Raw genomic sequence first — 25,344 nt, forward strand, 5'->3', positions numbered from 1 at the left:
CCACTGGTCGCCCGGGGACGTCCGGGCGCTCCGATGGAGAACGTGCGAGGACGGCACGTGATTCCGGCGTGTCGAGGGTCACACGCCGGCACCTGTCACGGACCCTCGCCCGGCCCGGTCGAGCAGGTGTCGGGCGGCCGCAGGGGCCGCGCACGCAGAGAGGACACTCGCATGAAGATCGTGGTCGTCGGTGGGACGGGTCTCATCGGGAAGCAGGTCATCGCACACCTCACGGACGCCGGGCACGACGCGGTCGCCGCCGCGCCGAGCACGGGCGTGGACACCCTGACCGGCGACGGGGTGGACGCGGCGCTCGCGGGCGCCGACGTCGTCGTCGACGTGTCGAACTCGCCGTCCTTCGCCGACGACGACGTGCTGCACTTCTTCACGACGTCGACGCGCACCCTGCTCGACGCCGAGAAGCGCGCCGGCGTGCGGCACCACGTCGCGCTCTCGATCGTGGGCGCCGACCGCAACCCCGACTCCGGGTATCTGCGGGCGAAGGTGGCGCAGGAGGAGCTGGTGCGCTCCGGCGGGGTGCCGTGGTCGGTCGTGCGCGCCACGCAGTTCTTCGAGTTCGCGCGGCGGATCGCCGACGGCGCGACCGTCGACGGGGTGGTGCGCATCCCGCCGGTTGCGTTCCAGCCGATCGCCTCGGCGGACGTGGCCCGGTTCGTCGCCGACGCCGCGACCGCGGAGCCGTCCGAGGGGGTGCTCGACGTCGCCGGCCCGGAGCGGGTCCGGTTCGACGAGCTCATCGCGGCCGCGCTCGCGGCGGCCGGAGACGCCCGCCGGGTGGTGGCCGACCCGGCCGCGCCGTACTTCGGGGCCGTGCTCGACGAGGACTCGATCGTGCCGCAGGGCGACGCCCGGCTGGGCGCGGTGACGTTCGCGGACTTCACCTCGCGCGCCGCCTCGTGACGGCCGCCCTCGTCCCGCGGGCGGGCGTACGTTGACCGCATGACGACGCACCCGCCGGCGCCCGAGCGCCCCGGCGCCCTCGACACCGAGGACGCCGGGGCGCTCGACGCGTTCCTCGCCGCGCGTCCGCAGCTGTTCGGCATCGCCTACCGGATGCTCGGGAGCGTGGCGGAGGCGGAGGACGTCGTGCAGGACGCCTGGATCCGCTGGCAGGGCACGGACCGGGGCGCGGTCCGCAACCCGGCGGCCTTCCTCACGACCGTGACGACGCGGCTCGCCATCAACGCGGCGACGTCGGCCCGCGCCCGGCGCGAGACCTACGTCGGGCCGTGGCTGCCCGAGCCGGTGGACACGTCGGAGGACCCGGCGCTCGGCGCCGAGCGGGCGGAGGCCCTCGAGCTGGCCACGCTGCTGCTCCTGGAGCGGCTCACGCCGGTAGAGCGGGCCGTCTACGTGCTGCGGGAGGCGTTCGGCTACCCGTACGGGCGGATCGCGGAGATCCTCGACCTCACCGAGGCGAACGCGCGCCAGCTCGGGCGGCGGGCCCGGGACCGGCTGGGCACGCGCGAGGCCGTGCCCGTGGACCCGGGCGAGCACCGGCGCCTGCTCGACGAGCTGGTCGCCGCCGCGCACGAGGGCGACCTCGCCCGCTTCGAGCGCTACCTGGCCGACGACGTCGTCGCGCGGCCCGACGGCGGCGGGCGGGTGCACGCGTCGCGCGTGGAGCTGGTCGGCCTGGCGCGGGTGTCGCTGTTCCTCGACAACGTGTGGCGCAAGTACTGGGACGCCGGCACGGTGCGCGTCGTCGAGGCGAACGGCCTGCCCGCGGTCGTGGTCGACCTGGACGGCGCGCCGTACGCGCTCCTCGCGCTCGACGTCGTCGGCGGACGGGTCGAGCACCTGTACATCCAGGTCAACCCCGACAAGCTCGCGGGCTACGCCGCGGCGTCCTGAGCGGCCTCCCGTGCGGCCCCCGACGCCTCGGCCGGGGCGGTCGCCGCGGCGAACGCGGCGCGCGGCGTCTGCACCGAGGCCAGGGAGACGACGTCGCGCCCGAACGCCGCGGCGGTGAGCCAGACCGCGAGGACGCGGGCCTTGCGCTCCCACGTCGGGACGGCGAGCAGGTGGTACCCGCGGTGCACGAGCCAGGCGAGGCGGCCGCGCACCACGAGCCGGCCGGACTGGAAGATCCCCGAGCCGAGACCCAGCGTCGCGATCACGCCGAGGCTGCCGTGCACGTACGGACGCGTCGGGCGGCCGTGCAGGGTCGCGACGAGGTTGCGGGCCAGGCGGCGTCCCTGCCGGACGGCGTGCTGCGCGTTCGGCACGGCGAGCGCGCCGGGCCGCGGCACCGCGAGGTCCGGCACGGCGGCGCCGTCTCCCGCGGCCCACGCGTCGTCGACCGGGGCGTCGACCGTGCCCACCCGCAGGTCCGGGCGGACGACGACGTAGCCGCGGGCGTCGACCGGCAGGTCGGTGTGCGTCGCGACCACCGGGTTCGCGGCGTTGCCCGCCGTCCACACCAGCAGGCCGGACGCGAACTCCTCGCCGGTCGAGAGGCGCACGACGCCGCCGGTCGCGGACTCTAGGCCGGTGCCGAGATGCACGCGCGCGCCCCGGCCCTCGAGCTGCTCCACGACCCACCGGCCGGGGCGGTCCGTCACCTCCGGCAGGATCCGGTCGCTGCGCTCCACGAGGTGGAACCGCAGCTCGTCGGCGTCGATCTCGGGATAGCGGGGGAGCAGGTCGTGCGCCAGCGACAGCAGCTCGGCGAAGCCCTCGACGCCGGAGAACCCGCCGCCCACGAAGGTCACGGTGAGCAGCCGCTCCCGCTCCGGTCCGCGCGGCAGGCTCGCGGCCCGGTCGAACGACGTCAGCAGCCGGTCGCGGATGGCGACGGCCTCCTCCACGTGCTTCATGCCGATCGCGTGCTCGGCGACCCCGGGGACCGGGAAGACGCGCGTCACCGCGCCCGCCGTCACCACCACGATGTCGTAGGGCAGGCGGTACGGCTCGCCCGAGCGCGGCCGCACGACGACGACCCGGTCGGCGTGGTCGACCCGCGTCACCGACCCGTCCACCAGCCGCGTGCGGCGCAGGTGGCGGCGGTGCGACACGGCCGCGTGCCGCGCCTCGACCGAACCGGCCACCACCTCGGGCAGGAACGGCTGGTACGTCATGTACGGGCGCGGGTCGACCAGCACCAGCTCGACGTCGCCGTGCCGCAAGTCCCGCCGCAGCCCCTTCTCCAGCTCCCGGGCCGCCGTGAAGCCCGCGTAGCCGCCACCGACGATCACGATGCGTCGCATCACTGCCTCCTTCGCGCCCCGTCGGGCGCTCTCACCACGTCGACCGCGCAGCCCGTCATCGCGTGACGTGCTGGCGGTGTGACGTCGCAGACGTCGGTGCGCCCGCCGTCGGCCCCGGGGTCGTAGGGTTGCCGCATGGCCGCGATCCCCACCCCGTACGAGGACCTGCTGCGCGACGTGCTGACCCATGGCACGCACAAGGAGGACCGCACCGGGACGGGCACGCGCAGCGTGTTCGGCCGGCAGCTGCGGTACGACCTGCAGCAGGGGTTCCCGCTGATCACCACCAAGCGGGTGCACCTCAAGTCGGTCGCGTACGAGCTGCTGTGGTTCCTGCGCGGCGACTCCAACGTGCGCTGGCTGCAGGAACACGGCGTGACGATCTGGGACGAGTGGGCGTCGCCCGAGGGCGAGCTGGGGCCCGTGTACGGCGTGCAGTGGCGGTCGTGGCCGACGCCGGACGGGCAGCACGTGGACCAGATCGCCGGCGTCATCGACCAGATCAAGGTCAACCCGGACTCGCGCCGCCTCATCGTCAGCGCGTGGAACGTGGCGGAGCTCGCCGACATGGCGCTGCCGCCCTGCCACCTGCTGTTCCAGTTCTACGTGGCCGACGGGAAGCTCAGCTGCCAGCTCTACCAGCGCTCCGCCGACCTGTTCCTCGGCGTGCCGTTCAACATCGCCTCCTACGCGCTGCTCACGCACATGGTGGCCGCGCAGACCGGCCTCGAGGTGGGCGAGTTCGTCTGGACCGGCGGCGACTGCCACGTCTACGACAACCACGTCGAGCAGGTGCGCACCCAGCTGGCGCGCGACCCGTACCCCTACCCGACGCTCCGCCTCGCGCCGCGCGACTCGATCTTCGACTACACCTACGAGGACATCGAGGTGCTCGGCTACCAGCACCACCCGGGCATCAAGGCCCCGGTCGCCGTCTGAGCCCGATCGAGCTGACGTGATCGGAATGATCTGGGCCCAGGCCCGCGACGCCGCGGGCCGGCCCGTCATCGGCGCCGGCGGCGCCATCCCGTGGCGGATCCCCGAGGACTTCGCGCACTTCAAGGCGACCACTGCCGGGCACCCCGTCGTCATGGGGCGTCGCACCTGGGAGTCGCTGCCGCGTCGCCCGCTGCCCGGCCGCACCAACGTCGTCGTGACCCGACGCCCGGGGTGGTCGGACGACGGCGCCGTCGCCGCCGCGTCGCTCGGCGACGCCGTGGCGCTCGCGGCCGCCGCGCCCGGGGGCGACGAGGTGTGGGTGATGGGTGGCGGCGACGTCTACGCCGCGACGCTCGCGCTCGCGGACCGCCTCGTGGTCACCGAGGTCGACCTCGAGGTCGAGGGCGACGCGTTCGCCCCCGTCGTCGAGCGCGCCACCTGGGAGGTCGTCGACGACGGCGCGTGGGCGACGTCGTCCGGCCCGGGCGGCCTGCGCCACCGCGTGCTCACCTACGCCCGCGCCCCCCGCCCCGCGAGGTAGTTCGAACTACCTCGCGGCCGCTCGGACTACCTCGGCGGGCCCTGGACCACCTCGGCGCACGGCGACGGGGGACGGGTTTCCGGCCGTCTCATCACGATCTCGACACCGATCGGTGGAAGGCGCTTGCCGATTCCGGTACTCGTCCGGTACGTTTCCGAGAAACCGGTTACCGGCGCGTTTCACCAGGAGCGCGAACAGGCTCGAGGACGAGCAGAGGGGCACGCCAATGGTGGTTGTGATGAACGACGAGGGGCTCGCGCAGTGAGCGCGGTCACCGCCGCGAAGAGCGCGGCGCCGACGACGCCGGCGCCCGGCGCCGCGACGCCGGCGCCCCCGCGCCGGAAGCGCGCGTCGGCGCTGTGGAAGCACAAGACGCTCTACCTGATGGCGCTGCCGGGCATCCTGTACTTCCTGCTGTTCAAGTACGCGCCCATGGGCGGGCTCGTCATCGCCTTCCAGGACTACCTGCCGTTCCTCGGCATCACGGGCAGCCCCTGGGTCGGCTTCGACCACTTCGTGCGGTTCTTCACCGAGGACACGTTCTACGTGCTCCTGCGCAACACGCTGATGATCTCGCTGGGGATGCTGCTCTTCTCGTTCCCCGTGCCGATCATCCTGGCGCTGCTCCTCAACGAGGTGCGCACCAAGTGGTTCCAGCGCAGCATCCAGTCGGTCGTGTACCTGCCGCACTTCCTGTCGTGGGTGATCGTCGTGTCGATCTTCTACGTGCTGCTCACCACCGACGGCGGGTCGGTCAACAACCTGCTCGTCTCCTGGGGCTTCGACCCCGTCCCGTTCCTCACGGACCCCGACTGGCTGCGGCCGATGTACATCTTCCAGGAGATCTGGAAGGGCGCGGGCTGGGGCACGATCGTCTACCTCGCGGCGATGACCGCCGTCGACGTCCAGCTCTACGAGGCGTCCGAGCTCGACGGCGCCGGCCGCCTGCGCCAGGCCTGGCACATCACGCTGCCGGCGATCCGCCCCACGATCATCGTCATGTTCATCCTCGCCATCGGCGACTTCCTCGAGCTCGGGTTCGAGCACATGTTCCTCGTGATGAACTCCCTGAACCGCGACGTCGCCGACATCTTCGACACGTACGTGTACACCGCGGGCATCGAGAACGGGCAGCTCAGCTACGCGGCCGCGGTCGGCCTCTTCAAGGGCCTCGTCGGCCTGATCCTCGTCGTCTTCGCGAACCGGCTCGCCAAGCGGTTCGGCGAAGAGGGCGTCTACTAAAGGGGCGGCCGGTGTTCTCCTTCGAGGGCTTCGTGCGCATCGACGCGTTCTGCCGGGGCGTGTTCCGGGTCGCGTACCTGAACCTGCTGTGGCTCGCGACGACCGTGCTCGGCCTCGGGGTCTTCGGGTTCGGGCCCGCGTGCTACGCCACCGCGAAGTACATGGACCGGTGGCTCCGGCACGGCGAGACGCCCTCGCCCACGCGCACCTTCGTCGCCTACCTCCAGGAGCAGACCCGGCAGGCGATGGTGACCGGCTGGATCGTGCTCGCGGCCGGCGCGGTGATCGTGACGAACGTCTTCGCCGCCCCGACCTGGCTGCTGCAGGTGGTGAACGTGCTCGCCCTGGTGGTCCTCGCGATCGCGACGGCGTACGTGTTCCCCGTGATGGCCGCCACCGACGTCGTCACCCTGCGCCGGCGGTTCGCCGCGGCGCTGCTGATCGGCTTCGGCTCGCTGCACTGGACGATCATCGGCGCGACGGCGGTCGGCGTCGTCGAGTGGCTGCTGTGGACCTACGCCACGCCGATGCTCCTGCTCTTCGGGGCGGGCATCCCTGCCTTCGCGGTCGGCCTGGTCACCCGGGCCGTCTTCCGCCCCCTGACGGAGTCCCCGGACGTGCCGGGGCGCTTCGTGCACCACCTGAACACACCTGTGACGGAGCAGGTGTCATGAGAGGAGCTACACCCATGAGCAAGGCCATGTTCGTGAAGGGCGCGGCCGCTGCGGCGGTGGCGGCGCTCGCCCTCACCGCGTGCGGCGGTGGCGGGTCGGGAGACGGCGGCGGCGGGGAGGCCGACAGCGGCCCGATCACCTGGATGTCCATGCTCCACACGCCGGTGACGCCGGACGAGGACGGGCCGATCCACACCGCGCTGGAGAAGTACACCGGCCAGGAGTTCAAGATGCAGTGGGTCCCGGACGCGTCGAAGGAGGAGAAGATCAACTCCGCCCTGGCGTCCGGCCAGCTCGCCGACATCGTCTCGCTCACCGTCACGGACAGCACCACGGTCCGCCAGGCGCTCAAGGCCGGGCAGTTCTGGGACGTGGAGCCGTACCTCAAGGACTACCCGAACCTGGCGAAGATCGACCCGGAGACCCTCGAGGCGTCCCGGCTGGACGGCAAGCTCTACGGCGTGCCGTTCCAGAAGATCAAGGCGCGCTACGGCGTCGTCGTGCGGCAGGACTGGCTGGACAACCTGGGTCTCGAGGCGCCGCACACCATCGAGGACCTGGGGAAGGTCGCCGAGGCGTTCGCGAAGGACGACCCGGACGGCAACGGCAAGGACGACACCACCGGCTTCCTCGACCGCGAGGAGAGCTTCCTCGTCGGGTTCCGCTCCCTGAGCGGCTACTTCGGCGCCGGCGACAAGTTCTCCGTGGACGACTCCGGCCAGGTGCACGCCGCGTTCACCAGCGACGAGTTCAAGCAGGCGATGGAGTGGTACCGCGGGGTGTACGAGGAGGGCGGCGTCAACAAGGAGTTCGTCACCGTCCAGAAGCAGAACCAGCAGGACGCCATCGCCCGCGGCAAGGGCGGCATCGTCGTCACCGGCCTGTTCGAGGCCAAGAACTACATGGACATCGCCCAGAGCGCGGACCCGAAGACGCCGATGAAGTGGGCGCTGATCAACGACATCACCCACGACGGCCAGCCGCACCACATCCTGACCGACACGGGCGGCGGCATGGGCGGCTGGCTCGCCCTGCCCAAGTCGGCGGTGAAGGACGAGGCCGAGGTGAAGAAGGTGCTCGGCTTCATCGACAAGCTCATGGACGAGGAGCCGTACGGCCTCATGACCAACGGCGTCGAGGGTGAGCACTACTCGATGGACGACGACGGGGTGGTGACGATCGAGGACCAGACCGCCTGGGAGCAGGAGGTGCAGCCGTACTCGTCGTCGCGCCCGTCGGAGAAGGTCGTGACCTACAAGAGCAGCAAGCCGTACGTCGACGAGGCCAACGAGAAGATGGCGGCCCAGGAGCCCGACGCGGTCATCAACCCGACGCAGTCGCTGACCTCGGACACCTTCGACCGCCAGTGGTCGACGATCGAGGACAAGGCCATGGACGCCTACAACCGGTACATCACGGGCCAGATCGAGATGTCCGACTACGAGGCCGTCGTCGAGGACCTGCGCGGCCAGGGGCTGGACGACATCGAGCAGGAGTTCACCGCGGCCTACGCCAAGGTGAACGGCTGACGATCCCCGTCGGTCGAGCCTGTCGAGACCACGTCGCACGGTCTCGACAGGCTCGACCAGCGGGTTTCGACCGGCTCAACCACCGACAAGCGAGAGGCGAACGTGCAGACCATCGACGAGACCCTGGCCACGGCCACCCTGCAGGCCGCGATCGACGACGCCGCGGCGGCCGGCGGCGGCACGGTCGTGGTGCCCGCCGGGACGCACCGCACCGGCGCCCTCCGGCTGCGCTCGCACGTGGAGCTGCACCTCGAGGCCGGCGCCCGGCTGGAGTTCGTGCCCGACCCGGCGCTCTACCCGCCCGTCGAGGCGCGGTGGGAGGGGGCCACCTCCACCATCCACCAGCCGTGCCTGTACGCGCACGGCGAGACCGGCGTCGCGATCACCGGCCTGGGCACGATCGACGGCGGCGGCGCCGCCTGGTGGGACACGTTCCGCCACGACCGCGGCTCGCTCGCCCACCCCCGGCCGACCCTGCTCGGCATCCACGAGTGCGAGCACGTGACGATCCGCGACGTCACCCTGACGAACTCCCCGGCCTGGACCGTGCACCCGCTGCTGTGCCAGGACGTGAGCGTGTCCGGCGTGCGGATCCACAACCCGGCCGACTCGCCCAACACCGACGGGATCAACCCCGAGTCGTGCCGCAACGTGCGGATCAGCGACTGCCACATCGACGTGGGCGACGACTGCATCGCGATCAAGGCGGGCACCGAGCGCACCGCCCAGCGGGTGCCGTGCGAGAACGTCACCATCACCGGCTGCACCATGGTGCACGGGCACGGCGGCGTGGTGCTCGGCAGCGAGATGAGCGGCGGCATCCGCAACGTCGTCATCACCGGCTGCGTCTTCCAGGGCACCGACCGAGGGATCCGGCTGAAGTCGCGCCGCGGCCGCGGCGGCGTCGTCGAGGACGTGCGCGTCACGAACGTGGTGATGGACGGGGTGCTGTGCCCGTTCGTCATCAACCCCTTCTACTTCTGCGGCCCGGACGGCAAGGAGCCGTGGGTGGCCGACCGCAACCCCTACCCGGTGGACGAGCGGACGCCCGCGTTCCGGCGGATCCACCTGGCGCACGTCACGGCGCGCGGGGTGCACGCCGCCGCGGCCCACCTGTACGGGCTGCCCGAGGCGCCGCTGAGCGAGATCACGCTCGACGACGTCGCGATCTCGTTCGCCGACGACGCACGCCCAGGCGTGCCCGCCATGGCGGACGGCGTCGAGCCGGTGGCGCGCGCCGGGCTCCGCGTCGGCTACCTGGCGGACTCCACGTTCTCGCGCGTCCGCGTGGTCGGGGCGCACGGGCCCGAGGTGTCCGTCGAGGCGAGCCCGACCCTGCGGATCACCGACACGACCGGTCACATCGAGCGGGACGACGACGACGTCTCCCGCGCACCGAGCGCGCCTGCGACGGAGCAGGCGTCACGAGAGGAGCAGACCGCATGAGGACAAGGCTGTTCACCAGGGGAGCGGCGGCCGCGGCCGTCGCGGCGCTGGCCCTCACCGCGTGCAGCGGTGGCGGTTCCGGCGACGAGGCGAGCGACGGCGGCGACGGCCCCATCACCTGGATGGCGACGCTCCACACGCCGGCGACGCCGGACGAGGACGGGCCCGTCCAGACCGCGCTGGAGAAGTACACCGGCGAGGACCTCAAGTTCCAGTGGGTGCCCGCCGCGTCGTCGGCGGAGAAGCTCAACGCGGCGCTGTCCTCGGGCGCGCTCGCCGACATGGTGTCGATGGCGCCGGTCGACAGCTCGACCGTCCGGCAGTCGCTGACGTCCGGCATGTTCTGGGACGTGGAGCCGTACCTCAAGGACTACCCGAACCTGTCGAAGATCGACCCGCAGACCCTCGACGCCGCGCGGCTGGACGGCAAGCTCTACGGCGTGCCGTTCCAGAAGATCAAGGCGCGCTACGGCGTCGTCGTGCGGCAGGACTGGCTGGACAACCTCGGCCTCGAGGTGCCGCACACCATCGAGGACCTGACAAAGGTCGCCGAGGCGTTCGCGAAGGACGACCCGGACGGCAACGGCAAGAACGACACCACCGGCTTCCTCGACCGCGAGGAGAGCTTCGACCTGGGCTTCCGGTCGCTCTCGGGGTACTTCGGCGCCGGGGACGACTTCGAGGTCGACGACGCCGGCCAGGTGCGGTCGACGTTCGACAGCGACGCGTTCAAGCAGGCCATGGAGTGGTACCGCGGCGTCTACGAGGCCGGTGGCGTGAACAAGGAGTTCGTCACGATGCAGAAGACGAACCAGCAGGACGCCATCGCCCGCGGCAAGGGCGGCATCATCGTCACCGGGCTGTTCGAGGCCAAGGGATACCTCGCACTCGCGCAGGACGCCGACCCGAAGACCCCGATGAAGTGGGCCCTCGTCAACGACATGACCTTCGAGGACGTGCCGCGGCGCATCCTCACGGACACCGCCGGCGGTCTCGGCGGCTGGCTGTCCTTCCCCAAGTCGGAGGTGAAGGACGAGGCCGAGCTGAAGCGGGTGCTCGGGTTCGCCGACAAGCTGCTCGACGAGGAGGCGTACGGCCTCATGACCAACGGCATCGAGGGCGAGCACTACTCGATGGACGACGACGGGGTGGTGACGATCGAGGACCAGACCGCCTGGGAGCAGGAGGTCCAGCCCTACTCCTCGTCGCGGCTGTCCGAGAAGGTCGTGACGTACAAGAGCACCGAGCCCTACGTCGACGAGGGCAACGAGAAGATGCTCGAGAACGAGAAGTACGCCGTCGTCAACCCGACGCAGTCGCTGTCCTCCGACGCCTACGACCGGCAGTGGACCACGGTCCACGACGCGGCCAAGGACGCGTACAACAAGTACATCGTGGGCCAGATCGAGATGGCGGACTACGAGGCCGCCATCGAGAAGCTGCGCGGCCAGGGCCTCGACGACATCGAGCAGGAGCTCACCGCGGCCTACGCCGAGGTGAACGGCTGACATGGCCATGACCGAGACGCCCGCAGCCGACGCCCCGGTGGCCCCCGACGCGCCGGCGGACCCGCCCGTGCGGCGCACCGCCGAGCTCTGGGTGGCCGGCGTGGCGGCGGCGCTGACGACGCTCCTGCTCGGCGCGTTCGCCCTCGTGGTGAACGGCGTCGACGAGCAGACGTTCGCCGGCACGCTCTACCCCCTGCTCACCGACGCCGGCGTCGCGGGCGGCGCGGGCGTCTCGGTCGACGCCGCCTACGAGGCGACCCGCACGCTGGCGGCGTGGTTCGGCTTCACGGTGGTGGTCGTGCTCGGCCTCACCGCCGTCGGGTTCGCGGTCGCGCGCCGCCGACCGGCCCGCCGCTCGAGCGGGTGGTGGTTCCTCGCGGCGGGGCTCGCCTGCCTCCTCGGCAGCCAGCTCCTCCTCTACCCGATCGCCTTCGGGTTCTTCGTCACGGCAGGGCTGTTCGCCCTGCGTCGTCCCGATCAGCATCCCGAGACTGGGAGTTCCAGATGAGCAACAACGTCGCGGCAGCGCCTGCCGCCCGGCCCACCCCCAGCACGGGTCGTGCCCGCAAGCCCTCGGTCGGCGTGCGCGTCTTCCAGGTGGTCAACGTCGTCGTCCTGACCGGCTTCGCGCTGTTGTGCCTGATCCCGTTCCTCAACGTGCTCGGCAGCTCGCTCGCGACGCCCGGCGAGATCGCCACCCGGCCGTTCATCCTGATCCCGCACACCTTCTCGCTCGACGCCTACCGCTACATCCTGTCGACGTCGACGATCTTCCAGGCGATGGGCGTGTCGGTCTTCGTGACCGTGGTCGGCACGTTCCTCAGCCTGCTGATCACCGCGCTCATGGCGTACGCGCTGTCGAAGCGGTACCTGCGGGGGCGCCGGGTGATCAACTTCCTCGTCGTCTTCACCATGCTCTTCAGCGGCGGCATGATCCCCACGTTCATCGTGGTGCAGAAGCTGGGGCTCATCGACTCGCTGTGGTCGCTGATCCTGCCGGTGCTGATCAACGCCTTCAACTTCGTCATCATGCGCAGCTTCTTCCAGGGCATCCCCGACAGCCTCGAGGAGGCCGCGCGCATCGACGGGTGCTCCGAGCTCGGGGTGTTCTGGCGGATCGTGCTGCCGCTGTCGCTCGCGTCGATCGCCACGATCGGCCTGTTCTACGCGGTCTACTACTGGAACACCTACCAGAGCGCGATCCTCTACATCAACGACTCGGAGAAGTGGCCCATCCAGGTGCTGCTGCGCCAGATCGTCATCGTGGCGTCCGGCATGAACGCGGACGAGGGCTCCGTCGACGTGGTGCCGCCCGCCCAGTCGGTGAAGATGGCCGTCATCTTCGTGGCGACCCTGCCCATGCTGCTGGTCTACCCGTTCATCCAGCGCTTCTTCGTCAAGGGCGCGCTGATCGGCTCCGTGAAGGGCTGACACCCCCGCTGAACCCCGCTGGTTGAGCCTGTCGAAACCCGGGCGTGGTCTCGACAGGCTCAACCAGCGATCGGCGTGTACGCCGCGTGGAACGTCCAGCGCGGGTCGAGCGTCTCGCCGAAGCCCTGCGACTGGACGGCGAGCGTGCCGTTGTCGGCCAGGGCCAGGCGCAGCCGGAGCGTGGCGAGCTCGTCGCCGTGCGTCCCGGCGCGGACGTCGAGGGTGTCCGGGGCGGACCAGCCCGCCGTGACCACGGCCGGTTCGTCGTGCACGCGGGTGGCCAGCGGGCCGGCGGTGTCGAGCGTGACCGACCAGCCGTCGGACGACGCGACCGTGCCGCCCCCGGCGCCGACGTCGAGGGTCAGGGAGCCCGGCCCGGCGTCCGGGGTGAGGGTGGTCCACGTCCCCGCGAGCGGGCGTGCGTGCGCGGCGTCGTGCCGCGGGGCGGGCCAGGCGAGGTCGATGCACTCGTCGCCCGCCGGAGAGGTCGTGCCGGCCATGCCCGACCGTTCCCGATCACGTGCCACCTCGCGCGCCGGCCCGACGAGGTGGTCGAGGACGGCGTCGAGCAGCTTCTGGTCGCCGCTCGCCGCGGCCTGGGAGTCGGCGGTGACGACCACGGTGACGCCCAGCTCCGGGTCGCCGTAGACGATCTGCCCGCCCAGGCCGAACATGAGCCAGCCGCCGACGGGCGGCAGCCAGAGCTGATATCCGTACGCCGCGCGGAAGGTGCCGCCCCAGGTCTGGGTGGCGGGGTCGGACTGCGGGGTCGTCGCCGCGGCGAGGTAGTCCGCCGGGAGCAGCCGGGCGCCGTCGTGCACGCCGCCGTCGTTCAGCAGGCGGGCCAGCCGGCCCAGGTCGTCGGGGGTGCAGATCAGGCCGGAGCCGCCGTGGCTGAAGCCGTCGGGTCCGGGCAGGAAGCGCAGGCCGGGGGAGATGCCGATCGGGTCGAGCACCCTCGGGCGCAGGTAGTCGGCGAGCGAACCGCCCGTGGTCCGCTCGACGAGCGCCGCCAGCGTGTACGACGCGCTGGTGTCGTAGGTGAACAGCGTGCCCGGCGGGTGGGTGGGCTCGACGCGGAAGTACGACTCGAGCCACCCGCCCTCGCGCACCTTGTACGTCGTCGACCGGTGCGGGCCGACCATCGCGAGCATGTGCCGCAGCGTGGTGGCCTCGAGCCACGGGTGCACGGTGTGGCCGTCGACCAGGTCGGGGAAGTGCTTCACCACCGGGTCGTCGAGGCTGAGCACGCCCTCCGCGGCGAGGAGGCCGACCGCCAGGCCGGTGACCGTCTTGGAGACGGAGTACATCCGCTGCGGGACGCCCGGCCCCCTCGTCGTCGCCGCGGCGGCGACCAGCCTGTCGTCGCCCACGCGGGCGTCGACGGTGTGCAGGGCGATGTCGTGCGCGGCGGCGCGCTCGACGAGCGGGTGCGGTGCGATCATCCGGCCAGCCTAGTAACCGCTTTCCCGCCGGGCCAGGGCCCTCGCCGAGCGCCGCTCGGGAGGGCCCGGCGGCTCAGGTCAGGTCGCGCACGGCGGCGTACTGCTCGCGCACCACGGGCCGCGGGTCGGCGTCGAGCGTGGTCGCGACCGTCGTCGACCACGCCGGGGCGGGCGCGCCGGCGTCGTCGGCCGCGGTCAGCACCCACGCGGCCTGGCGGGCGGCGCCGTCGGCCACGTACTCGCCGGGCTCGGGCACGCCGATCGCGAGGCCGAAGACCTGCGTGGCCACCTGCTGCACGGCGGGGGACTGCGCCGCGCCGCCGATGAGCATGACGCGCTCGATCGGCACGCCCTGGGCGCGCAGGGCGTCGAGCCCGTCGGCCAGGCCGCAGAGCATGCCCTCGACGTACGCGCGGGCCAGGTGCTGGCGGGTCGACGTCGCCAGGCGGACCCCGTGCAGGGTCCCGGTGGCGTCGGGCCGGTTCGGGGTGCGCTCGCCCTCGAGGTACGGCACGAGGACGAGGCCGTCGGCGCCGGGCGGGGCGGCGAGCGCGAGGTCGGCGAGCTCGTGCACGTCGACGTCGAGCACCGCGCGGGCGGCGTCCAGCACGCGGGCCGCGTTGAGCGTGACGGCGAGCATGAGGGCGTTGCCCGTGGCGTCGGCGAAGCCGTTGATGGCGCCCGAGCCGTCGGCGGTGCGCGTCGGCGCGACGGCGGACACGACGCCCGAGGTGCCGATGGAGATCGCGATGTCGCCGGGCGTCATGCCGAGCGCGAGCGCGGCCGCGGCGTTGTCGCCGGCGCCCGGCCCGAGGAGCGTGCCGCCCTCGACGTCCGCGCCGGCGACCGAGGCGTGCGCGACGCCGCCCGACTCCGCCGGGCCGAGCACGCGGGGGAGGGTGACGTCGTCGCGCCCGAGGGCGAGCTTCAGCAGGTCCGCCCGGTACGCGCCCTTTCCGGTGGTTGAGCTCGTCGAAACCGCCTCGGCGTCGTAGTAGCCGGTGCCGGACGCGTCGGACCGGTCGGTGAACAGGGCGTCGAGCCGCGGCCCGAGCGGCGACTCGCCCTCCGGCCCGTAGCCGGCGATGCGCCAGGTCAGCCAGTCGTGGGGGAGCGCGACGGCGGCGACGCGCGCGGCGTTCTCCGGCTCGGCGTCGCGCAGCCAGCGCAGCTTGGTGATCGTCAGGGAGGCGACGAGGACGGAGCCGGTGGCGTCGGCCCAGGCTTGCGCCCCGGCCTCGAGGTCGCCGTCGCCGAGCTCGCGGATCAGGTCCTCGGCGGCGGGGGCGGAGCGGTTGTCGTTCCACAGGATGGCGTCGCGGATCACGTGGCCGTCGGCGTCGAGCGCGACGAGGCCGTGCTGCTGCCCGCCCACGGCGATCGCCGCGACGTCGTCGAGGCCGCCGGCCTCCTGCGCGGCGGCGCGGAACGCGTCCCACCAGTGCTGCGGGTCGATCGACGTGCCGTCGGGGTGCTTGGCCGTGCCGGAGCGGACCAGCGCGCCGGTCTCGGCGTCGCGCACGACGATCTTGCAGGACTGCGTGGACGTGTCCACGCCGGCGACGAGGGGCATCGTTGCTTCCTTCTCGGGTCGTTCAGTCTTGTGAGCGGGCGTTTGGCCCTGTTCCGTGACCGAAACAGGGCCAAACGCCCGCTCACAACGTCCGGGGTTGTGTCGGCAGGTCAGCCGATGAGGTGCTGGAGCGCGAGCTGGTGCAGGCGCACCAGACCGTAGTCGCGCTCGGCGAGCGCGTCGACGTCCACGTCCTCGTAGGCGGAGGTGTCGGCGAGGAACGCGTCGAACGACTCGCCCTCGGCCAGCGTCGACTCACCCAGCTCGAAGATGCCGGCGTGCTCGAACGCCTTCTGCACCTCCGGGTCCTCGCGGTAGGCCTTGGCCTTGGCGGCGAGCATGTCGTAGGTGGCCATGTTCGCCTTGGCCGACTCCCACACGCCGTCGAGGTACTCGGTGCGCGACGGCTTGTAGTCGAAGTGGCGCGGGCCCTCGTAGCGCGGGCCGCCGTTGGGGGCGCCGTTCTCGAGCAGGTCGACCGTGAAGAAGGCCGAGAGCAGGTCGCCGTGGCCGAACACCAGGTCCTGGTCGTACTTCGGGCCGTGCTGGCCGTTGAGGTCGATGTGGAACAGCTTGCCGCAGTACAGCGCCAGGGCGATGCCGTGCGTGTAGTTGAGGCCGGCCATCTGCTCGTGGCCCGTCTCCGGGTTGAGGCCCACGATGTCGCCGTTGTCCAGCGTGTTGATCAGCGCGATGGCGTGGCCGATCGTCGGCAGGAAGATGTCGCCGCGGGGCTCGTTGGGCTTCGGCTCCAGGCCGATGCGCAGGTCGTAGCCCTTCTCCTTGATGTAGGCGGCGACCGTGTCGATGCCCTCGGCGTAGCGGGCGTGCGCCGAGATGAGGTCCTTGGAGTTGTCGTACTCGGTGCCCTCGCGGCCGCCCCACATGACGAACGTGGAGGCGCCCATCTCGGCGGCGTTGTCGACGCTGCGCAGCACCTTCTTCAGGCCGTAGCGGCGCACGGCGCGGTTGTTCGAGGTGAACGCGCCGTCCTTGAAGATCGGGTGGCTGAAGGTGTTGGTGGTGACCATCTCGCAGACGAGGCCGGTCTCCTGCGAGGCCTTCTTCACCGCGTCGATGCGCTCCTGGCGCTCGGCGCCCTCGGTGCCGAAGGGGAAGACGTCGTTGTCGTGGTACGTGAAGCCCCACGCGCCCAGGTCCGCGAGCTTGCGGATGGACTCCGCCGGGTCGAGGTCGGGGCGGGTCGCGGTGCCGAACGGGTCGTTGGCCGGCCAGCCGACGGTCCACAGGCCGAACGAGTACTTGATGTCGCTCACGGATCTCTCCTCGTCGAGTTTTGTTGTACGGCTGAACTATTGCGCGTCGCTGGGCTAGAGTCAACACGTGCCAGCTACCTCGACGACGACGCCCGCCGCGGCGCCCCGCGTGCCCGACGGCGGGGCCGCGTCGCGTCAGCACACCCTCCGCGAGCGGAACCTGCGCCTCGTCGCCGCGGCCGTCTTCGAGGCCTCCGCACCACCGTCGCGCGCCGACGTCGCCGCCGCCACCGGTCTCACGCGCGCCACCGTCTCGACCCTCGTCGACCGGCTCGTGGCCGGGGGGCTCGTCGCCGAGCTGCCGCCCGTCGCCGCCCAGCGTGCCGGCCGGCCCGCCGTCCCGCTCGTGCCGGCCGCCCGGTCCGTCGTCGGGCTCGGCCTCGAGGTGAACGTCGACTACCTCGGCGCGCGCGCCCTCGACCTCGTGGGCGACGTCGTCGCCGAGCGGGTCGTCACCGGGTCGCTGCACGACTCCGACCCCCGCGAGGTGCTCGGCAGGCTCCGCGCCCTCGCTGCCGAGACGATTGCGGAGGTCGAGTCCGGCGGCATGCGTGTGGCCGGGGCCCGCCTGGCGCTGCCCGGGCTGGTCGACGCGCGCGGCGCCCGGCTGGAGGTGGCGCCCAACCTCGGCTGGTCGTCGGTCGCGCCGGTGCCGGAGCTCGACCTGCGCTCCGGTGGCGGCGGGGCGCTCGACGTCGAGGTGGCGAACGAGGCCAAGCTCGCCGCCCTGGCCGAGCTGGCGGGCGACGTCCCGTCGTCCTTCCTCTACGTGTCCGGCGACGTCGGCGTCGGCGCGGGCATCGTCGTCGACCGGCAGCTGTTCCTGGGGGAGCGCGGCTGGAACGGCGAGATCGGGCACGTCGTCGTCGACCCCGCCGGCCCGCGCTGCTCGTGCGGCGCCACCGGCTGCCTCGAGCAGTACGCCGGCAAGGAGGTGCTGCTGCGCGGCGCCGGTCTGCCCGCCACCGCGCCCGTGCACGCCGTCGTCGACCTGCTGCGCGCCGGCGACGACGCCGCCCTGGACACCGTGCGCCGCGCCGGCCGCGCCCTGGGCGCCGCGCTCGCCACGTTCGTCAACCTCGTCGACGTCTCCACGATCGTGCTCGGCGGCACCTACGCCGAGCTGTTCGGTTGGGTGGGGCACGTCGTCGGCGGGGTGGTGGAGGAACGCGCGCTCGCCGCACCCTTCGCGCCCGTCGACGTCCGCCCCGCCGCCGCCGGCCCGCACGCAGCCCTCACCGGCGGCGCGCGCGAGGTGCTGCGGTCGGTCGTCGCGGATCCGGCGCAGTGGGTCTGAGGGCGGACTCGTCAAGGCGGCAGTTCGCGTTCTGGGAGGCAGTTCGAACTACCGATCTGATCCCGAACTGCCGCGCCGGTCGACCGTCGGCCGTGGAAGGCGACACCCGGCGAGATTCCGGCCGCAGGTCGAGCGGGCGCTAGGCTGTGGGTCGCCTTCTTCGCCGAGGGTGCATGCGCTTGTAGCTCAGTGGATAGAGCAACCCTCTCCTAAAGGGTAGGTCGGAGGTTCGAATCCTCTCAGGCGCACTTTGGTCAAGACTTCGCAATCTATGCAGGTCAGTGGTTTGAGCGGCCGTGAGGCTGCTACCGCGCGGAGTGGACCTACGCTGACGTGGTGACTTCTCCTGTGTCCGAGCCCCGCTCGGACTCCGTGTACCCGTCCGAACAGTTCGTCGACTTCCTCGACTACTACCGCGCGACGGTGGACCGGAAGCTCGACGGCATGACGGACGCGCAGCTGCGCACCAGCCTGCTGCCGTCGGGCTGGTCTCCGCTGGAGCTGCTCACGCACCTGGTGCACATGGAGCGCCGGTGGTTCGTGTGGGGCTTCCTCGGCGAGCAGGTCGACCGGCCGTGGGGCGACAACGCGGACGCCGTTCCCGAGAACCCGTGGCGGGTGCTCGACGGCGTCGGGCGGGAGGAGCTGATCGCCGCGCTGCACGCGGGCGGCGAGCGGACGCGCGACATCCTGACCGGCCACGACCTCACCGAGCGGGCCGTCGTCGGCGGGCGGTTCACGGCCGACCAGGGCGAACCGCCCACGCTGCTGTGGATCTGCTTCCACGTGCTGCAGGAGTACGCCCGGCACACCGGGCACCTCGACGTCGCGCGTGAGCTCAGCGACGGTGCGACGGGGGAGTAGCCCGCACTACCTGGCGGGCTCTGGAACTACCTCGCGGGGGCCGGAACTACCTCGCCAGATCCGGAACTACCTCGCCAGATCCGGAACTACCTCGCCAGATCCGGAACTACCTCGCGGGGGCCTGGACTACCTCGCGGAGAGCTGGACTACCTCGCGGTCAGTCGGCCTGGGTGTGCGCGATGTGCGCGAGCTGCCGCCACACGAGCACGAGGGTGAGGCCGGCGCCGACGAACCCGAACCACATGGGTGCGGTGAGGCCCCAGTGCTCGGCGAGCACGCCGCCGACGGCGTTGCCCACGACGATGCCGCCGAACACGCACATCATGTAGACGGACCCGACGCGGCCCTGGAAGCGGGTGGGCGTGGCGCGCTGCCGCACGGTGTTGGACACGGTGCCCCAGACGAACGAGTACGCGCCGAAGACGAACAGGATCGCCATGGCGGCCCAGCCCGTCGTCGCGAGGGCGAGCGCCAGGTGGAACAGCACCTCGAGGCTCAGGCACACCTTCATCAGGGCGGAGAGGGAGTACCGCCGCTCCAGCCTGCCGTAGGAGAAGGTGCCGATCAGCCCGCCGACGGCGGCGGCCGTGGTGAGCAGGCCGTACCCGACGGGGCCCATGTGCAGGTAGTCCAGCGAGTACTTCACGAGGATGCCCCAGGGCGCCGCCCAGGTGGCGTTGAAGACGAGGATCACCAGGGCGAGGGTGCGCACGGGCGGGTTGGTCCAGATCCAGCGCAGGCCCTCGGCGATGTCGTGCCGCACCTTGCGCGGGGCGGCGGGGTCGGCGCCCTCGGCCGGGGGCACGGGCGTGAGGACCACCTTGCGCACGAGCAGGACGGCGAGCAGCACGGTCAGCACCTGGGCGGCGAACGGCCACGCGGCCCCGGCGGCGAACAGGGCGGCGCCGAGCGGCGGCCCGACGAGCTGGTTGGCGGTGAGGAACCCGGCCTGCAGCCGCGAGTTGCCGATGCCGAGGTCGGCGGGGCGCACGAGCATGGGCAGGAGGGTCTGCGACGTGGTGTCCGCGAAGACCTCGGCCACGCCCATGAGCAGCATCGCCACCAGGACGACGCCGATGTTCACGTGCCCGGTCACGATGACGACGCAGAGCGCGGCCACGACGACGGCGCGCAGCAGGTTCGCGACGATGACGAGGCGCCGCCGGTCGAGGCGGTCGGCGAGCACGCCGGCCCACAGGCCGAACACCAACCAGGGCAGGCGCTGCAGCATCGCGGCGAGCGCCACGAGCATGGCCGAGCTCGTCTGCGACGCGACGAGGAGGGGGCCCGCGGCGAGGGCGACGCCGTCGCCGATGTTGCTCACCCAGGATGCCGACATCAGCCACCGGAACCCGGTGCCCATCCGGGCGGGGGCCACCGCCTCGACCACTCGCTTCACGGGCGACCAGCCTAGATGCCCCGGGCAGGCAGCCTGCCTCTGATTCTCCTCAGACGGCTTGCGAGGTTCGCCCCGGTGCCTTATTGACGTCGTCCCTGCTGGGCGGCACACTCTCGGTGACGGCGCGCATCGCCCGCCCCCTGCGCGGTGCGCGCTGTCCCAAGCCGGGCCGAGCCCGGCCCGACGCCCCTTCGGACCCCCCGCCGAGGGGGCGTCAATGCGTCCCGGGCCGCCGGAAGGCCCCGCGCTCGCCGAGTTTTCGACGGGCCCAACCGCCGCGGGGTCGGCGCGCCGACGTCCGCGCGGGGGTCGCCCGTTCTACCGTGCTGGCGTGAGAGCCGCCCGACGATCCACCGCCACGACCGCGGTCGCCCCCTCTGCCGGGGACCCCGCCGCGCCGACCCCGTCCTCGCGGGCGGGCGCGGACGGCGGCCCGGCGGCCGGGCCCGACGCCCCCGAGGACACCTCCGCCGCGCCCGCCGACGACGGCGCGCGGCAGGCCCCCCGACCGCCCGGACCGCCGTCCGCGGACGGTCGGCGGGAGAGCGCGTCGTCCGCCGCGGCGGCGTCCGTCGAGGCGGCCACACGCCGCTGGCGGGCCTCGCTCGTCGAGATGGTGGGCGGCTCGTCGCTGTCCGACGTCGGCCTGCTCGGCGAGGCGATCGTCGACCTGTCGAAGGCCCACCCGAACGGGGTCGCCGGCCTGTTCGCGGGGCGACCGACCCGCCTGTCCAACCTGGTGCGCGAGGGTGAGGCGCTGCCCGCCGCGCGGCGCCGCGCACGGGCGGTGGCGGCGCGCGCCGCGGAGCACGCCTCTCGGTACGGGGTGGCGCCCACGTACCTCGCGATCGGCGTCGCCTCCTGGACGGAGCACGACGACGGCCCGGAGGTCCCGTTCGGCGGCGGCGGACCGCAGCGGCACGACGTCGCGGCGCTCGCGCGGGTCGCCTCGTCCGGCACGGCGTCGGCCGCCGCCGGGGACGACCCGGGCGACGCCGCCCTCGACGCGGAGCACGCCGCCGGTGACGGAGCCGAGCCGGGCACGACGCCGACCCCGGACGCCGACGCCGCCCCCGCGGCCGGCCGAGCGGGAGCGGACGACCCGGACGCCGAGGGACCGGCGCTGACGACGTCGATCCCCGTCGTGTCGATGGCGTCCCGCGAGCCGGCCGCTGCGCCGCGCGCGACGCCGTCGGACCCGGACGCCGAGCCGACCGCCGGCCGCGTGGTGCACGCACCCGTGGTGCTGCGGCCGGTGACGCTCACCCCGCGCGGGGACGGCGGCGCCGACTACGACCTCACGCTCGAGCCGACGGTCGAGATCAACCCCGTGGTGGCGCGCACGCTGCGCGCGCACGGCGCGCTGCTCGACCCGGCGGCGCTGGCCAAGGCGACGTTCACGCTCGCCGGGTTCGACCCGACCGACGTACTGGCCCGTGTGGCCGCGCTCGGCGAGGCCGTGCTGGACGACTTCCAGCTCGACCGGCGCGTGCTCGTCGGCACGTTCGTGCACCCCGGTCAGGCGCTGGTGGACGACCTCGACCAGCTGGCGCCGTCGCTGCACCGGCACGAGGTGGTGGCGGCGCTCGCCGGCGTGGAGGACGCGGCCCAGCGGCTGTCCGCGCTGGAGCTGCCCGCCCCGCGGCGGGGCGACGCGGACCCGACGCGGGAGCGCGGCGTGGGCGACCTCGACCCGCAGCAGCGCTCGGTGCTGGACGCGCTGGCCACGGGCGGGCACCTGTTCGTCGACGCGCCGGTCGGCTCGGACGTCGCGGGCACGCTCGCCGCCGTCGTCGGTGAGGCCACGGCCGCGGGCCGCTCCGTGCTGTACGTGACGGGCCACCGGCGCGCCGCGGACCGGCTGGCGCTGCGCCTGGACTCGCTCGGGCTGGAGAGCCTGCTGCTCGACGTCCCGCCGTACCCGACCTGGCGGGAGGACGTGACCCGGCGGCTGCTGTCCGCGATGGCGAGCGAGCCGGAGCAGGTGGACGTCGACGGCGCCGCCCGCATCCGGGACGCGCTGATCGGCACCCGCTCCCAGCTCACGGGGTACATCGAGGCGCTGCACCAGCCGCGCTCGCCCTGGCAGGTGTCCGCGTACGACGCGCTGCAGGCGCTCGCGCGCCTGACCGCGGAGCGGCCGGCGCCGTCCACCACCGTGCGGCTCGCCTCGGAGTCGGTGCTCGCGCTGACGCCCGAGCGGCGCCGCGAGATCGCCGCCGGCCTGGAGCGGGCCGCGACCCTGGGCGCGTTCACGCTGCGCCCGTCGTCGACCCCCTGGTACGGGGCGCACCTGCTGACCGACGACGACGCGCGCCAGACCCTGGTGCGCGTGGAGCGGCTGCGGGACGTCACGCTGCCGCAGCTGCGCCGCCAGCTGGCGTACACGGGCGAGGTCACGGGCCTGACGACGCCGACGACGGTCCGCGGCTGGGGCGAGCAGCTCGCGATGCTCGGCGGTATGCGCAGCACGCTCGACCTGTTCCACCCGATGGTCTTCGAGCGGACGGCGGCCGACCTGGTGCAGGCGACCGCGACGCGGCGCTGGCGCGCCGAGCACGGCATCGAGATGGGCTGGTTCGCCCGCCGCCGGCTGCGCAAGCGCGCCAAGGACATGGTGCGGCCCGGCGTGCGGGTGCCGAACCTGCACGAGGCGCTGGTCCAGGTGCAGGAGCAGCGCGACGTGTGGGCCGAGCACGCCCAGCGGGGCGGCTGGCCGACCCTCCCCGAGGGGCTCGCGTCCATCGAGGACACGTACGAGGCGGTGCGCATCGACCTCGAGGCGCTCGAGCCGGTGCTCGCCCCGACCACCCTGGGCGGCCACCTCCTCGACCTCGACCTGGACGGCCTCGCCGAGCGGCTGCAGCGGCTCGCCGCGGACTCGGACGCCCTGGCGGTGCTGCCCGAGCGCACCAGCCTGCTGCGCGCGGCCCGGAGCGCGGGCGTCGGAGACCTGGTGGACGATCTCACCGACCGGCGGGTGCCCGGCGACCTCGTCGCCGCGGAGCTCGAGCTGGCCTGGTGGTCGTCGGTCTTCGAGCAGCTGCTCGCCGCCGACCCGGTGCTCGCGGGCCAGGACGGCGTCGGCCTCGACGCGCTCGCCCGCCGCTTCCGCGACCTCGACCGCGAGCACCTCGCCGCGCTGTCCCAGCCGGTGCGTGTCGCCGCGCGGGCGCACCTCGGGGCGGCCATGCGGGAGGACCGGGACTCCGCGGAGGCGCTGTTCACCGAGCTCATCGAGGGGCGGATGACGACGCTGCGCGACCTCGCGGAGCGGCACGGCGACATCCTGCGCCGGCTGCGGCCCGCGCTGGTCGCGACGCCCACGCTGGTGCCGCACCTGCTGCCCGAGCACCGCACCGCCGACGTCGTGATCCTCGACGCCGTGCAGCACGTGCCCACCGAGGTGGTGGTGCCGGCCATCGCCCGCGGGCGGCAGGTCGTCGTGGTGGGTGACCCGCGGTCCGCGTCCGGCACCAGCGTGCACGAGCTGTCCGCGCTGCTGCCCACGGTGACGCTCCAGCCCCACGAGCACAGCCGCGACCCGGAGCTGACCCGGCTGCTCGCCGCGCACGGGTACGAGGGCTTGCTGCGGCCGGCGCCCCTGCCCCGTGCGGAGGCGCTCGTGCACCTCGACGTCGTGGAGGGCACCGGGATGCCGGACCCGGTCTCCGGCACGGTCGAGAGCACGCAGGCCGAGGTGGACCGCGTGGTCGAGGTGTCGATCGAGCACGCGCTGACCCGCCCGGAGGAGACGTTCGCGATCGTCACCGTGACGGCCGCGCACGCGGACCGGGTGCGGGAGGCGCTGCTCGCCGAGGTGCGGGCCAACCCCGCGCTGGCGCCGTTCTTCTCCGGCTCGCGGCCCGAGCCCGTCGTCGTCGCGGACATCACCGGCGTCGCCGGGCTGTCGCGCGACACGGTGCTGCTATCCGTCGGTTTCGGCCGGACGCCGCACGGCCGCGTGCTGCACCGCTTCGGCGTGCTCGGCGAGGCAGGGGGCGAGGCCATGCTGGTCGGCGCGCTCGCCGCCACCCGCAAGCGCCTGCACGTCGTGTCCTGCTTCACCGCCGACGCGCTCGACCCCGAGCGTCTGCGCAGCGCCGGCCCGCGGCTCCTCGTTGAGACCCTGGAGCTGGCCGAGCGCCGCTCCGGGCTCGCCGACCAGGTGCGGCTCGGCAACGGCGTGGACGTGGGCCGGGCCCCCGACCGGCTGCTGGTGGACCTCGGCGAGCGGCTGTGGAAGCTCGGCTACCTCGTCGAGACCGACTACGGCGCCCCGGACGGCGACCGCATCCCGCTGGTCGTCGGTCACCCCGACCTGCCGGGCGAGCTGCTGGTAGCCGTGCTTACCGACGACGCCGCGTACGTCGCGGAGCCATCCGTGCGGGTGCGCGACCGGCAGCTCGCGGAGCGGCTCGAGCGCCTGGGGTGGGTCGTGACGCAGGTCTGGTCGGCGGCCGCCTTCCTCGATCCCGACGGCGAGGCCGACCGGGTGCGCCGGCTCGTGCAGCGCGTGCGCGACGAGCGGATCGGCACCGCCGGCGGCGTCGTCCCTCCGCGCGAGGTCGTCGTGCCCGTGCTCCCGGACGAGGACGAGCCGCCCGCCGACCTCGACGTCGCGCCCGACGTCGTCGACGTGGTCGCGGAGGACGCCGAGGCCACCCCGGAGGGCGTCGAGGTAGTCCGCGACGATGCCGAGGTAGTTCCGGAGGAGCGCGAGGTAGTCCGCGAGGATGCCGAGGTAGTTCCGGAGGACCGCGAGGTAGTTCGCGAGGATGCCGAGGTAGTTCCGGAGGACCGCGAGGTAGTTCGCGAGGATGCCGAGGGAGTTCCCGAGGGCCGCGAGGTAGTCCCCGAAGAGCCCGAGGTGGTGCCCGAGGCGGCCCGCGACGCGTCGACCGGCGACGACGAGGCGCGGCCGGAGGCCTGACCCGCCTGCGACCGGT

At 73.0% G+C, this 25,344-nt stretch carries 19 protein-coding genes and 1 tRNA gene; 15 read left to right on the plus strand and 5 right to left on the minus strand.

What is annotated here, in order from left to right; translation table 11 throughout:
• Window positions 1-171: 171 nt before the first annotated feature.
• Window positions 172-921: an SDR family oxidoreductase gene (locus tag AAG589_RS12365; protein ID WP_430567550.1), complete on the plus strand. Its 750-nt coding sequence runs from the start codon at window positions 172-174 to the stop codon at window positions 919-921.
• A 39-nt stretch (window positions 922-960) separates the two neighbouring features.
• Entirely contained in the window at window positions 961-1,875 is a 915-nt protein-coding gene (sigJ, locus tag AAG589_RS12370; protein ID WP_430567551.1) for an RNA polymerase sigma factor SigJ, read from the plus strand.
• Here the strand turns inward: sigJ and AAG589_RS12375 are convergent.
• Window positions 1,857-3,230: an NAD(P)/FAD-dependent oxidoreductase gene (locus AAG589_RS12375; RefSeq protein ID WP_430567552.1), complete on the minus strand. Its 1,374-nt coding sequence runs from the start codon at window positions 3,228-3,230 to the stop codon at window positions 1,857-1,859. The two genes, sigJ and AAG589_RS12375, sit on opposite strands and share 19 nt — an antisense overlap.
• A gap of 135 nt (window positions 3,231-3,365) precedes the next feature.
• On the opposite strand from AAG589_RS12375, the gene AAG589_RS12380 reads away from it, so the two are divergent.
• From AAG589_RS12380 to AAG589_RS12420, 9 genes are all read left to right on the plus strand, one after another.
• Window positions 3,366-4,169, plus strand: a complete 804-nt coding sequence (locus AAG589_RS12380) for a thymidylate synthase (RefSeq protein ID WP_430567553.1) — start codon at window positions 3,366-3,368, stop codon at window positions 4,167-4,169.
• A 25-nt stretch (window positions 4,170-4,194) separates the two neighbouring features.
• Window positions 4,195-4,710: a dihydrofolate reductase gene (locus AAG589_RS12385; RefSeq protein WP_446719745.1), complete on the plus strand. Its 516-nt coding sequence runs from the start codon at window positions 4,195-4,197 to the stop codon at window positions 4,708-4,710.
• A gap of 261 nt (window positions 4,711-4,971) precedes the next feature.
• Window positions 4,972-5,952, plus strand: a complete 981-nt coding sequence (locus AAG589_RS12390; RefSeq protein WP_430567555.1) for an ABC transporter permease — start codon at window positions 4,972-4,974, stop codon at window positions 5,950-5,952.
• An 11-nt stretch (window positions 5,953-5,963) separates the two neighbouring features.
• A complete protein-coding gene (locus AAG589_RS12395) occupies window positions 5,964-6,626 on the plus strand; it encodes a YesL family protein (protein ID WP_430567556.1) in 663 nt (220 codons plus the stop codon).
• Between the two features lie 14 nt (window positions 6,627-6,640).
• Complete coding sequence (locus AAG589_RS12400; RefSeq protein ID WP_430567557.1) at window positions 6,641-8,155, plus strand: extracellular solute-binding protein; 1,515 nt, start codon at window positions 6,641-6,643, stop codon at window positions 8,153-8,155.
• Between the two features lie 102 nt (window positions 8,156-8,257).
• Entirely contained in the window at window positions 8,258-9,601 is a 1,344-nt protein-coding gene (locus AAG589_RS12405) for a glycoside hydrolase family 28 protein (RefSeq protein WP_430567558.1), read from the plus strand.
• Window positions 9,598-11,109: an extracellular solute-binding protein gene (locus AAG589_RS12410; RefSeq protein WP_430567559.1), complete on the plus strand. Its 1,512-nt coding sequence runs from the start codon at window positions 9,598-9,600 to the stop codon at window positions 11,107-11,109. Before AAG589_RS12405 ends, AAG589_RS12410 begins: the two co-directional genes overlap by 4 nt.
• A 7-nt stretch (window positions 11,110-11,116) precedes the next feature.
• On the plus strand, window positions 11,117-11,617 hold the full coding sequence (locus AAG589_RS12415) for a hypothetical protein (protein ID WP_430567560.1): 501 nt from the start codon (window positions 11,117-11,119) through the stop codon (window positions 11,615-11,617).
• Complete coding sequence (locus AAG589_RS12420; RefSeq protein WP_430567561.1) at window positions 11,614-12,540, plus strand: carbohydrate ABC transporter permease; 927 nt, start codon at window positions 11,614-11,616, stop codon at window positions 12,538-12,540. Before AAG589_RS12415 ends, AAG589_RS12420 begins: the two co-directional genes overlap by 4 nt.
• A 59-nt stretch (window positions 12,541-12,599) precedes the next feature.
• On the opposite strand, the gene AAG589_RS12425 is transcribed toward AAG589_RS12420, so the two are convergent.
• The 3 genes from AAG589_RS12425 to xylA form a co-directional block, all read right to left on the minus strand.
• Window positions 12,600-13,985 (minus strand): serine hydrolase domain-containing protein, encoded by a 1,386-nt coding sequence (locus AAG589_RS12425; RefSeq protein WP_430567562.1) that lies wholly within the window; start codon window positions 13,983-13,985, stop codon window positions 12,600-12,602.
• A gap of 73 nt (window positions 13,986-14,058) precedes the next feature.
• Window positions 14,059-15,558, minus strand: coding sequence for a xylulokinase (locus tag AAG589_RS12430; RefSeq protein ID WP_430567563.1), 1,500 nt, complete (start codon window positions 15,556-15,558; stop codon window positions 14,059-14,061).
• Window positions 15,559-15,668: 110 nt separating this feature from the next.
• On the minus strand, window positions 15,669-16,835 hold the full coding sequence (gene xylA / locus AAG589_RS12435) for a xylose isomerase (RefSeq protein ID WP_430567564.1): 1,167 nt from the start codon (window positions 16,833-16,835) through the stop codon (window positions 15,669-15,671).
• Window positions 16,836-16,902: 67 nt separating this feature from the next.
• Here xylA and AAG589_RS12440 point away from each other — a divergent pair, with 67 nt between their 5' ends.
• The 3 genes from AAG589_RS12440 (at window position 16,903) to AAG589_RS12450 (ending at window position 18,996) form a co-directional block, all read left to right on the plus strand.
• Window positions 16,903-18,132 (plus strand): ROK family transcriptional regulator, encoded by a 1,230-nt coding sequence (locus AAG589_RS12440; RefSeq protein ID WP_430567565.1) that lies wholly within the window; start codon window positions 16,903-16,905, stop codon window positions 18,130-18,132.
• Window positions 18,133-18,307: 175 nt separating this feature from the next.
• A tRNA-Arg gene (locus AAG589_RS12445) sits at window positions 18,308-18,380 on the plus strand.
• An 88-nt stretch (window positions 18,381-18,468) separates the two neighbouring features.
• Window positions 18,469-18,996: a DinB family protein gene (locus tag AAG589_RS12450; protein WP_430567566.1), complete on the plus strand. Its 528-nt coding sequence runs from the start codon at window positions 18,469-18,471 to the stop codon at window positions 18,994-18,996.
• Window positions 18,997-19,153: 157 nt separating this feature from the next.
• On the opposite strand, the gene AAG589_RS12455 is transcribed toward AAG589_RS12450, so the two are convergent.
• Entirely contained in the window at window positions 19,154-20,395 is a 1,242-nt protein-coding gene (locus tag AAG589_RS12455; protein WP_430567567.1) for an MFS transporter, read from the minus strand.
• 331 nt (window positions 20,396-20,726) lie between these two features.
• Between AAG589_RS12455 and AAG589_RS12460 the strand changes: the two genes are divergently transcribed.
• A complete protein-coding gene (locus tag AAG589_RS12460; protein WP_430567568.1) occupies window positions 20,727-25,328 on the plus strand; it encodes a hypothetical protein in 4,602 nt (1,533 codons plus the stop codon).
• Window positions 25,329-25,344: the final 16 nt, after the last annotated feature.

Origin of the sequence: Isoptericola sp. F-RaC21, assembly GCF_038593535.1 — a bacterium.
GTDB lineage: Bacteria > Actinomycetota > Actinomycetes > Actinomycetales > Cellulomonadaceae > Isoptericola.